The sequence below is a fragment of the Flavobacterium sp. ASW18X genome (genome assembly GCF_005144745.1).
GTDB lineage: Bacteria > Bacteroidota > Bacteroidia > Flavobacteriales > Flavobacteriaceae > Croceivirga.
In genome coordinates, this window is sequence record NZ_SWKK01000009.1 from 1 (window position 1) to 11,843 (window position 11,843).

General features: G+C 37.0%; 11 protein-coding genes. 8 read left to right on the top strand and 3 right to left on the bottom strand.

Features of this window, described 5'->3' with window-relative positions:
* Positions 1-1,602, bottom strand: a 1,602-nt coding sequence (locus FBT53_RS07750; RefSeq protein WP_136950612.1) for a hypothetical protein, incomplete at its 3' end; no start/stop codon positions are given.
* A gap of 74 nt (positions 1,603-1,676) precedes the next feature.
* A complete protein-coding gene (locus FBT53_RS07755) occupies positions 1,677-4,427 on the bottom strand; it encodes a TonB-dependent receptor (protein WP_136950613.1) in 2,751 nt (916 codons plus the stop codon).
* 255 nt (positions 4,428-4,682) lie between these two features.
* On the opposite strand from FBT53_RS07755, the gene FBT53_RS07760 reads away from it, so the two are divergent.
* Entirely contained in the window at positions 4,683-5,369 is a 687-nt protein-coding gene (locus tag FBT53_RS07760) for a response regulator transcription factor (protein WP_136950614.1), read from the top strand.
* The gene (locus FBT53_RS07765) at positions 5,369-6,424 is read left to right on the top strand and encodes a cell wall metabolism sensor histidine kinase WalK (protein ID WP_136950615.1); all 1,056 of its coding nucleotides are present in this window, start codon (positions 5,369-5,371) and stop codon (positions 6,422-6,424) included. Before FBT53_RS07760 ends, FBT53_RS07765 begins: the two co-directional genes overlap by 1 nt.
* Here FBT53_RS07765 and FBT53_RS07770 read toward each other — a convergent pair.
* Positions 6,349-7,461 (bottom strand): glycosyltransferase, encoded by a 1,113-nt coding sequence (locus tag FBT53_RS07770; RefSeq protein ID WP_136950616.1) that lies wholly within the window; start codon positions 7,459-7,461, stop codon positions 6,349-6,351. The two genes, FBT53_RS07765 and FBT53_RS07770, sit on opposite strands and share 76 nt — an antisense overlap.
* Positions 7,462-7,532: 71 nt before the next feature.
* Between FBT53_RS07770 and trmB the strand changes: the two genes are divergently transcribed.
* The 6 genes from trmB (at position 7,533) to FBT53_RS07800 (ending at position 11,797) form a co-directional block, all read left to right on the top strand.
* The gene (trmB, locus tag FBT53_RS07775; protein ID WP_136950617.1) at positions 7,533-8,204 is read left to right on the top strand and encodes a tRNA (guanosine(46)-N7)-methyltransferase TrmB; all 672 of its coding nucleotides are present in this window, start codon (positions 7,533-7,535) and stop codon (positions 8,202-8,204) included.
* A complete protein-coding gene (locus FBT53_RS07780) occupies positions 8,204-8,839 on the top strand; it encodes a LysE family transporter (protein ID WP_136950618.1) in 636 nt (211 codons plus the stop codon). Before trmB ends, FBT53_RS07780 begins: the two co-directional genes overlap by 1 nt.
* Entirely contained in the window at positions 8,839-9,165 is a 327-nt protein-coding gene (locus FBT53_RS07785; RefSeq protein WP_136950619.1) for an MGMT family protein, read from the top strand. Before FBT53_RS07780 ends, FBT53_RS07785 begins: the two co-directional genes overlap by 1 nt.
* Positions 9,166-9,294: 129 nt before the next feature.
* The gene (locus tag FBT53_RS07790) at positions 9,295-10,434 is read left to right on the top strand and encodes an Mrp/NBP35 family ATP-binding protein (protein WP_136950620.1); all 1,140 of its coding nucleotides are present in this window, start codon (positions 9,295-9,297) and stop codon (positions 10,432-10,434) included.
* Positions 10,435-10,674 carry a NifU family protein gene (locus FBT53_RS07795; protein WP_136950621.1) on the top strand — a complete coding sequence of 80 codons (240 nt, stop codon included), beginning with the start codon at positions 10,435-10,437 and terminating at the stop codon, positions 10,672-10,674.
* A 61-nt stretch (positions 10,675-10,735) separates the two neighbouring features.
* Positions 10,736-11,797: an NAD(P)/FAD-dependent oxidoreductase gene (locus FBT53_RS07800; RefSeq protein ID WP_136950622.1), complete on the top strand. Its 1,062-nt coding sequence runs from the start codon at positions 10,736-10,738 to the stop codon at positions 11,795-11,797.
* Positions 11,798-11,843: the final 46 nt, after the last annotated feature.

The following is an 11,843-nucleotide window of genomic DNA, read 5'->3' on the forward strand; positions in this document are numbered from 1 at the left end:
AGCAATAACATAGCTAAGCTCGCCAGAATTATCCGCAGCATCTGTACCACCATAAAGTACACCAGCAACCTCAGATTCTACGTCTGTACCTTTGTTAGAAGGTGCTTTACCAGCAAGTACAATACCACCCCAGTCACCAGCAGCAGGAGAAGTAGCATCAGAAGTAAAACGAATAGGAGCAGCTGCAGTACCAACAGCGATAAGCTTAGCGCCTCTTTCTACCGCTAAGAAAACGTCTGTTCTACCGCTTACAGCCTTAATAGTAGTACCAGCTTCAATAGTTAAAGTGGCTCCTTCTTTTACAGTTAAAGGACCAGCTAAAGAATATTCTACAGTAGAAACTAATTTGGTGTCTTCTGTAATCGTACCTTGTAATTCTGGCTCTTCTACAACTACACCATCAGTTTGTGTTACTACAAAAGTTGGGTTAGCCCAATCAAACGCGGCTAAATCTGCTCCAACACCAGCTTTTCCTTCTACAGTGTTGTTGTCAGAAATTACAATACCATCACCTATTTCTGTAATTGTACCTTCTATAGTGCTACCATCTTTGTCTGCACCAACATTTCCTTGAGAATAGGCTTCTGTAAGTGTTACAGCGCCATCACCATTGTCATCTTTAGTGTCTATTCTATTCTCAAAAGAAGCTTCTCTGTACGCTGCAAATAAGATGTTATTAATTGTTGCGTCTGTACCTCTTCTAATTTCCGCACCAGCTTTTAAAGCCACAGTTTGGTTTAAGTTAAGAATGGTAACGTTGTTTAACGTAGGCGTAGAGATAGGAGCAGCTGTAGGGTCGTTAGAGTTGCTATCACCTTCAATACCTCTTGGGTCTTCAGTAGCCATATCAAAACCATTGTTACGAACACCAAAAGCATTGGTGATGGTTCCTTGGTATCCTTCTGTCCAGTCAAACATATCATCAGCGATATTAGAACAATACACGTTAGTTACGTTTACAGTACCACCAAAGAATTCGATACCATCATCAGCACCATTATTTACAACGATGTTGTTTACTACAGTTCCGCTACCAACACCGAAGAAAGAAATACCATTAAATTCTTGCTCATTGTTAATTTTTGCACCAGTATACTCCGCAATAACATAGCTAAGCTCACCAGAATTATCCGCAGCATCTGTACCACCATAAAGTACACCTGCAACTTCAGACTCTACGTCTGTACCTTTGTTAGAAGGTGCTTTACCAGCAAGTACAATACCACCCCAGTCACCTGCTTCTGGAGAAGCAGCATCAGAAGTAAAACGAATAGGCGCAGCAGCAGTACCTTTTGCCATTAATTTAGCTCCTCTTTCTACCGCTAAAAATACATCTGTTCTACCACTTTTTGCTTCGATAGTAGTACCTGCCTCAATAGTTAAAGTAACTCCATCTTTAACAGTTAATGGACCAGCCAAAATATATTCAGTAGCCGCTTCTAATGTAGTATCTTCTGTAACTTCACCAGTAAGTTCTACCACCTCAGAACCTGGGTCTGGAGTTGGTTCTGGGTCAATTGTTCTATTGTCATCATCAGATGAACAAGCAACAAAAAAGTTTGCGAGAGCTAGCAATAAGATTGCTTTAATTGATGTTCTCATTTTTTAATTAGATTTAATAATTAGGGTTAAATAAGTGTTTGTAAAAACTCTAGTTTAGGGTTCTAAAGTGTTATTTATAGATTGATGGATAATCCAGCAGAAATATTCATACCTCTCTTATAAGAAGACATGGTTAACTCTTCTGGGATATCTCTGTATCTTTCAAAACTTGGGTCAAATAAATTTTTAGCATTGAAATTCAATGTAAAGGTCTCATTAAACTGATGGCGCAATACAAAATCTAGTACTGGAACACCTTTTTCTATGATATTTTCTTTAAAGTTGGTACCAATACTATACACTTTGTCACTCTGATAGTTAAATACTAAAGAAGAAGTAGTTTCTTTTTGGTCCTTGCTGAACTTGTAAGTTAGATCAGCATTGATAGTAAACGGCGCCGCTCCTTCTAATTGAGAATTGCTACCAGTGTAGTTAAAAAGTGTATTACTAGTGTCGAACTCTAATTCTGTTTTCATAAATGTAGCGTTAGCGCCAACACTTAGATTTTTATTCTTAAGGTCGTCATCTACGTTCAATACATCAAATTTCGCTTCTACTTCAGCCCCATAAATAGTGGCGTCACCAGAGTTGTCAAATGTAAAATCTCTTTCTACAGCAGAGTTACGCTCTAAACGGTTAATAGAATTTTGGATAACCTTACCAAAAACACCTACTGCAAATACTTCACTAGATTTAGGGAAGAATTCAAATTTTAATTCTGCATTATAATTGTCAGATGGTACTAAGTTTGGATTACCAGATTCTTGAAAGTTGATGCCCTCATAAACAAAAGGAGCAATTTCTTTAAACTGTGGATAGGTGTAAGTTAAACTACCAGATGCTCTTAAGTTGATTTTTTCAGACAACTCATACTTTAAGTTTAAAGAAGGTAAAATATATTGTTTATCTAAATTAATACCGCTATCACTAGACAAACCAGGTAGTGTAATATTGGTATTCCAGGTTACATTCATTTTAATATCTTCTGCTCTAAGCCCAGGATTTAAAGTGAATTTCTCTCCAACTTTGTAAACAAAGTCTAAGAAACCTGCGTGTACTGTTTTTTCACCATCATATAATTGCGGTAAATACGTTTCTGGGTCGTCACTATTTCTACCTCTAGAAGTTTCTAAACGGAACGTACCATTATCTATATTCTCTTGGTTAAAAATAGCATCTAAATTATTCAAGTCCACAGAGGTGCCTCTTGGGTTCGTAAAGTTGTGGTCAAAGTACATGCCATCAAACTTTCTGTCTGTTTTTCTGCCGTTATAACCTACGGTTAGTTTTCCTTTGTTTTCTACGCGGTCACCAAAGTATTTTATTCCTTCTAAGTTGGCACCCAAATCGGTTTCAAATAGATTTCCGAAGAATCTACTGTTATCTCTCACTGCATTTTGAGCTACTCTAGTATTGCCAGTATTGTTATCTAAAACAAAAGTGTTTTTTCTACGGTCTGGCTCATCGTTATAAATTGCATTGTATGCAACAGAACCGTTTAAGTCTATGGATTCTCCCAATTTATTGGTAGAGTGCAACTGATTTACAAAAAGTTGATTTTGTATTTCGGTTTGTAAAATTAGATTGACATTTAAATCACCATCAATATCTGCAGTGGTACCAAAAAAGTCTTGAAACTGCTGGCTATTAGAGTGTACAAAGAGATGATTAAAACTTAATTTGTGATTTGGGTTAATGGTGTAAACTACGTTACCCATCAACATTTTGGTAGCATCATAATCAAACGTTTTAGTGTCAAATTGAGACCCTACGTTGTTTACATCTATGATATTATCAGAAAAACCTTCTCTATATTGAAACTTGTTACTAAAAGATCCAACTAAGAAGATGCCAATAGAGCTTTCTTCAGAAATAGAAAATCTATTACCATAGTTTAAAGAAAGACCAAAGTTTGGTGCAGCTGTAGTATTTTCCGGAGAAAAGCTATTGCTAAAATTATAATCGTTTAGGTTGGTAATTTGATGTTGTGTTTCGTCTGCAATACCAAACCAGTTAGAACCATCCAATCTTTTGAAATCATTAAAAGTGGTTCTAGTGTTAGCTCCGCTAGAAATACTAATTTTTAAGAATGCATCACCAGACATTTCCTTACTAACAATATTTATGTTTGCTCCAGCAACATCAGAAGAAACATTAGAGGTAAACGCCTTAGATATCCCAACATTTTCTATAATACCTGTCCCAAATAAAGATAGGTCAATGTTTTTGTCTCTTGGGTCGTTAGAGGGTAATGGTAGGCCATTAAATGTAGTGCTGTTGTAACGATCACCTAAACCTCTAACATAAATTTTGCTAGAACCTTCTTGTTTGTTGACACCTGTTACTTTAGTAGTAGCATCAGACGCATCAGAAACAGCTTTCTTTGCCAATTCTTGTGCTCCAATAGTAGTTTTAATTTCAACTGCTTTCTTCTGGTCTAGTAATAAAGCTACTTCAGAGTCTTTTCTAGAAACTGTGGTAACCACAACCTCGCTCAATTCAAAGCCGCCACCGGCGCTCATAGGTACGTTTACAGTAGTTACTTTACCAGCTTCTACAACTACGTTAGGTATTTCTACCGTCTCATAACCCAAGTAGCTATATTCCACTATATAGGTTCCTGGATCTAGGTTAGGAAGTTCGTACAAGCCATCAAAATCAGAAGTTGTACCTGTAGTTGTTCCTTTAATCAACACGTTTGCAAATGCAAGGGGCTCATTGTTTAATTCCTTATCGGTCAATTTTCCAACAATGCTTCCTTTACCCTCTTGCGCCATTACTAGTGTGCTAGCTAGTAAGGCAATAATCATCAATAAATTTTTCATTCTATAGGTAAGTATATTTGCGGCAAAGAACGCCAGAGGCTGTAAAAGTCATGTTACCCACATGTTAACAGTTTATTTCAGTAGCTTTACCATAATGTTATGAGATTAAATCAATGTTAACTGCCTTTTTTGTTGTGGTAGAATCTTTACTTTTGGGCAAATTTTACGCTTCTTGGTACATTTTTATTAAATTAATGGGCTGAGAATCAACCTTAAATTACTTTTAAATACGTACCGACCATAATTGACATTTTGATGAAAACAAATGACATTAAGATACTTCTGGTAGATGACGAACCCGATATCCTAGAAATTGTTAGTTACAATCTTTCCTCTGAAGGATATGAAGTATTCACGGCCAAAAACGGTGTAGAAGCTGTTGCTAAAGCCAAAAAGAAACAACCACATCTAGTAATTCTTGATGTAATGATGCCAGAAATGGATGGTATTGAAGCCTGCGAGGTTATGCGTAACACGCCTGGTTTAGAAAACACCATTATTACTTTTTTAACCGCTAGAGGAGAAGATTACTCTCAAGTCGCTGGTTTTGATGCTGGTGCAGATGATTACATTACTAAACCTATTAAGCCTAAAGTATTGGTAAGTAAAGTAAAGGCTTTACTTAGAAGACTTAAAGAAGATGCGCAAGAGGTAGAGGATATTGTAAAAGTTGGTGATATTGTCATTAATAGAGAGGAGTACAAAATCGTTAATAAAGGCGAAGAGATTGTACTGCCGAGAAAAGAGTTTGAATTATTAGCTTTGCTAACTTCTAAGCCTAGTAAGGTCTTTAAGAGAGAGGTTATTCTAGATAAAGTATGGGGTAATGAGGTAGTTGTAGGTGGCCGTACTATAGATGTACACATTAGAAAACTACGAGAAAAAATAGGAGACCATCACTTTAAAACCGTAAAAGGCGTAGGGTATAAGTTTGTGTTATAATGGCGATTACGCTTAAAAAATCGTACCGCTTTGCGTTACGTTCTTCTTTTTATATTACCATAATTTTGGCCCTTACCCTTGGATTGTTGTCTTGGGCATTGGGTCAATTTTCTTGGGTATTGGTGGTAACTTTTACACCATTAGTATTTATTGGTGCATTTATCATTATCCAATCTAGAGTAGAGCGTTTTATCTACAGAAGGGTTAAAAAGATTTATGACGATGTTTCCCTTCTAGAATCTTCTAGTTTTTCTTCTAAACCCATAACTACAGACATGCGTACGTTAACGGAAGAGATAGAAAAATTTGCAAAGGATAAAAAAGTAGAGATAGATACCCTAAAAATTAGAGAAGAGTACCGAAAAGATTTTTTAGGAAACGTTTCTCACGAGTTAAAAACCCCATTATTTACTGTTCAAGGCTATATTTTAACCTTGTTAGATGGGGCGATGAAGGACAAGAAAATCTTGGACAAATATTTAAAACGTGCTAATAAAGGGGTAGAGCGCCTTATTTACATTGTTAAAGACTTGGATATGATTACCAAATTAGAAGCCGGTAATCTGAATGTAGAAAAAGGACGTTTTGATATTATTGAATTAATCAAAAGTGTGTTCGAATTATTAGAGATGAAAGCCTCAAAAAAGTTCATTACGCTTACTTTTGATATGGAATATAAGGAGCCTATTTTTGTGATGGGAGACCAAGAAAAAATTCAGCAAGTATTAACCAATTTATTGGTAAACTCTATTAAATATGGTCATGAAAATGGCACCACAGAAGTTAGCGTAGAAAACCTAATTAAAAATAAAGTTATCATAAGAGTTACAGATAACGGGGAGGGTATACCAAAAGTGCATATTCCCAGGTTGTTTGAGCGTTTTTACCGTGTAGACCAAAGTGGTAGCCGTAAAGAGGGAGGTTCAGGATTGGGTCTTGCAATTGTTAAGCACATAATAGAAGCGCACGGAGAAAAAATTTATGTGGAGAGTGAGGTAGACGTAGGCTCAGAATTCTCTTTTACCTTAGAGAAAGCTTCAAATAACGTAGCATAGTCTATTGTCGTATCATACTGAGTGAGACCAGAAAATTCGTTACATAATTCTAAGTCTTTTATTTTAAAATCATCTTGATTGGCAAAAGGTACAACACCATTTTTTTGAAATCTTTTGGCTAAATAAACCTGTTCATACTGTCCTGGCGTAGGGATAAAAAACGCTTTCTTTTCCAACTTGGCTAAATCCATTACCGTAGTATAACCAGACCTGCAAAGGACTAAAGTGCTTTCGTTTAGGGCGTTTTCTAGTTCTTTGGACTGCATAAAATTTACCACCTCAACCGTTGCATTTTGGTATTGCAAGGTTCTACGTTTTTGCTTTTTCTGTATTTTCCCTTTTACAAATAAAACTTGACCGTTGTAGTATTTAAGTTCTTCTAGCAACTTTTCTTCTAGTAAAGTACGCTGTGGCTCTGGACCAGAAAGCAATACCATAAGGTCATTTTTTTGAGGTAGGTTGTGCTTTGTAAATCTACTGAGCGGACCTAAATAATGAATATTAAGCTTACTTTTCTTTAAATGTCCCAATTTACCTGTAAGATTAGGTTTGCCATCAACATCTGGCACCCAACAGGCTTTAAATTTTTTTATAATTTTTTGATGCATTTTAGAGCTAAACCATGTAGTATTGCCAGAGAGTACATTTAGTTGGTGGGTAATAAAAACACAAGGTACTTTTTTAGAATACACACCAAGTCTGTTATCAGAAATAATACCATCTAAATTTAGTGATTTTACCAAGGCTTTTACCTCTTTCTTTTCTTTGTTCATCGCCTTTAAAACCTTTGGCGAATCCCAAATCATCTTCCATTTAAAATTTTTTCCTTTTTCGGCATAAGTAATTTTGTAAGACGATAATTCAAAAGAAGGCAAGTCTGGAAATTCTTTTTGTAGCAGTTGTAAAGCAACCCCATCAGAGGCTATGTAGGGTTGGTGGCCATAATCTAGTAAAGCGTGTATTATAGGAATGCATCTGGTGGCATGTCCTAATCCCCAATTTAAAGGTGCTACTAAAATTCGTTTTCCATTTTGCATAATTTACAAAGAAAGAAAAGCCAGTCTAGTGTTTGATTTCCTTAGTTTTGCCAAAACATTAATTTTTTGTTTTGGGTAGCAAGAATAAATTAAAACGATTTAAAGAGAACGAAACCTTTGGCAATGTAATACAACCTACCAGAGAAGAGGTGGTTGGCAATTTTGAGCATAAGGGCAAATGGAAAGATTTTTTTAAAAATGACAATCCAATAGTACTAGAGTTGGGTTGCGGAAAGGGAGAATATACCGTGGGCTTGGCCAAACGCTATCCAAACAAAAATTTTATTGGGATAGATATAAAGGGGGCTCGTTTTTGGCGTGGGGCAAAAACGGCTATAGAGGAGAACCTTAAAAACGTGGCGTTTTTACGTAGCCAGATAGAGCTGGTAGATTATCTTTTTGCAGCTCAAGAAGTTTCAGAGATTTGGATTACTTTTCCAGATCCACAAATTAAATACAAGCGTACCAAACATAGAATGACCAATGAGGCTTTTTTAGCGCGTTATGCCCAAATTTTAAAGTCAGACGGCATTATGCACTTAAAAACAGATAGCGAATTTATGCATGGGTATACCTTGGGTCTTTTACATGGTTTAGGATATCCCGTATTATACGCAAACCATAACGTATACACCAATGAAGGAGCGCCAGATGAAGTTACTAGTATCCAAACCTATTATGAAAATCAGTATCTTGAAATCGGAAAGGCTATAACCTATATCCAATTTCGACCAACCAACTAATGGAACATTTGCTGATTTTATTTTTTGCCACTTTTTCCGCGGCATTCATGGCTACAGTACCACCTGGGTTATTGAATATGAATGCAGCTAAAGCGAGTGTAGAAAAAGGAAAACTCAGCGGAGTAGTGTTTAGTTTGGGTGTTGCATTAATGGTGCTTATACAAGCCTACATAGCTGTTAATATCTCTCGCTTTCTCTACAATAATCCAATAGTCATAGATTATTTATTAAAAGCAGCCATCTTTGTTTTTGCCTTTTTTGCTATCTATTTTTTTGTAAGTGCTAAGCGCGAAAAAGAAAAATTAAATCAACTAAAAGAACCAGATGTTAAAAAACGAAATAGCTTTTTTCGTGGTACTCTTTTAGCAGGACTCAATTTTTTAACCATTCCATATTACAGCAGTTTAAATGCTATGTGGAAACAAGCAGGGTGGATTAAATTTGAAGCTACAGATATTGCCATATTTGTGCTAGCAGCATCCCTAGGCACTTTTGCGGCGCTTTATCTTTATGTATTCTACTTTAATAAGTTAGAGATGAAAACAAAGACGTTTTCTAAAAATTCTAACTACATTATTAGTGGTTTAATGTTGGTATTGCTAATGATTACCTTAATTCGTATTTTCTATAAGTAATGGAAGAGGTTAGCTTTTTTGATAAGGTATATGATGTAGCTCGCTTAATACCTTACGGTAGGGTCACCTCCTATGGTGCAATTGCCAAATACTTGGGTGCAGCTCGCAGTGCCAGAATGGTTGGTTGGGCTATGAATAATAGTCATACAAAAGATGTTCCCGCTCATAGAGTGGTTAATAGAGTGGGCGTTCTAACAGGTAAACATCATTTTGAGGGGACCAACCTTATGCAACAACTCTTGGAAAACGAAGGGGTTAAGGTAGAAGATAACCAGGTGGTCGACTTCAAAAACTTATTTTGGGATCCTGCTCAGGAATTAAGATAAGCAAAACAAATTAAGACATAAGTAAACCTGATACCAAAACTACCCCTACTATACTGCACAATTTTTACGATTGCCGTATCTTTGTAATTTAGAATCAGTTTAAAAGACTGAATAGCCAAAAGATAGAGCATGAAATTGAACAAACAGGATATTTTAAAAGCGTTGGAGCTTATAACTGTGCCAGGCGAAGGAAAAAACATGGTAGAAAGTGGTGCAGTGACCAATGTACAAGTATTCGGGGATGAGGTAGAGGTAGATATCACTATAAAAAATCCAAGTTTACAGGCCAAAAAGAAGACTGAAGTAGAGATACTAAAGGTGATACACAAAGAGGTGTATGAAAAGGCTAAAATAAAAGTAAACATAAAAGTAGAAGCTCCTACGCAACCCAAAGCGAACTTAATTAAGGGAGAGCCTATACCCGGCATACAAAACATAGTTGCCGTTGCCTCTGGTAAAGGTGGTGTAGGTAAATCTACCGTAACCGCTAATTTGGCAGTAACCTTAGCCAAAATGGGTTTTAAAGTAGGTTTGTTAGATACAGATATATATGGGCCATCCATGCCTATTATGTTTGATGTTGCTATGGAAAAACCTTTGGCAGTGAATGTAGAGGGCAAATCTAAAATGAAGCCTGTAGAAAATTACGGGGTTAAAATTCTTTCTATCGGGTTTTTTACCCAACCCAACCAAGCAGTTATTTGGAGAGGACCTATGGCAGCCAAAGCATTGAACCAAATGATTTTTGATGCGCATTGGGGAGAGTTAGATTTTCTATTGTTAGACCTGCCTCCAGGAACTGGGGACATCCATTTAAGTATTATGCAGTCATTGCCAGTAACAGGAGCCGTAGTGGTAAGTACACCCCAAGAAGTTGCCCTAGCAGACGCACGTAAGGGGGTGGCTATGTTTAACCAAGAGGCTATACAAGTACCTGTGTTAGGTATCGTAGAAAATATGGCGTATTTTACTCCTGCAGAACTGCCAGACAATAAATATTATATTTTTGGACAAGACGGAGCCAAGCATTTGGCAGAAGATTTAGAAATCCCGTTTTTGGGAGAAATCCCGCTAGTTCAAAGCATTCGCGAAGCTGGTGATGTTGGTAGACCGGCAGCACTACAAACGGCCTCACCAATAGAACAAGCTTTTGAGGACCTCACTAAAAATGTGGTGCAAGAAGTAGTAAAAAGAAACACAGATTTGCCCCCTACAGAGGCAATCAAAATAACAACAATGGCAGGTTGTTCCGCCGTAAAAAAGAAGTAAATGACATCCGAAGAAGTTAGGCAAAATGTAGAGAAAGCCCTGGAGGAAATCCGTCCGTTTTTACAAAGTGATGGTGGGGATATCTCTTTGGTATCTATAGATAATGATACCTCTGTAAAAGTTAGGTTAGAAGGCAATTGTATAGGATGTAGCGTTAATCAGATGACGTTGAAAAGTGGTGTGGAAATGACCATCAAAAAATATGTTCCACAAATAGAAGAGGTAGTTAATCTTAGTTGATAACACCTCTTACTGTGCCATTTCTGCAAGCAGCTAAATTGAGCAAACAAACTAATTTTTCATGATTAAGACCGATATTTTAATTATTGGAGCTGGCCCTACAGGATTATTCACTGTTTTTGAGGCTGGACTCTTAAAATTGAAATGCCACATCATTGATGCGCTACCACAAGCAGGTGGGCAGTGCTCAGAATTGTACCCTAAAAAGCCAATTTATGATATTCCTGGTTTTCCAGAAGTACTGGCGGGCGATTTGGTGAGTAATTTAATGCAGCAAATAGCGCCTTTTCAACCTGGGTTTACGTTGGGCGAGCGTGCAGATAGTATAGAGAAATTGGAAGACGGCACGTTTTTAGTAACTACCAATAAAGGAACAAAGCACCAAGCGCCTGTTGTGGCCATTGCTGGGGGGTTAGGTAGTTTTGAACCTAGAAAACCCATTCTGGATAACTTGTCTAAGTTTGAGGATAAGGGCATTGCATATATGATTAAGGACCCAGAGGTCTATCGTGATAAAAAAGTCCTGATTGCTGGCGGTGGTGATTCGGCCCTAGACTGGTCTATCTTTTTGGCGGATATTGCCAAAGAAGTTACTCTTGTGCACCGTAGAAATGAGTTCAGAGGGGCTTTGGATTCCGTGGAAAAAGTACAGGAGTTAAAAGATAAAGGTAAAATAAACCTTATTACCCCTGCAGAAGTTGTTGGTTTAGAGGGCAAGGAAGCACTAGAAGCAGTTATTGTCCGTAAAAACAACAATCCAAAAGAAGACCAAAAAATAATAGTAGATAATTTTATACCGCTATTTGGGTTAAGCCCAAAATTAGGACCCATTGCCAATTGGGGATTAGAGATAGAGAAGAATGCCATTAAGGTAGATAATACGTTGGACTATCAAACCAATATTCCTGGTATTTACGCTATTGGAGATGTAAACACCTATCCTGGCAAGTTAAAATTGATACTTTGTGGTTTTCATGAAGCTACTTTAATGTGCCAGAGTGCTTACCAACGTATTTTTCCAGATAAAAAATACGTTATGAAATATACCACCGTAGGTGGCGTAACCGGTTTTGATGGTAGCAAGAAAGAAGCCCCCAAAGCGGTAGTAAAAGCTATTAACTAATTTTGCCGTACCCTGGTATCATTTCAATAGGAGTAGTATAGCTAGG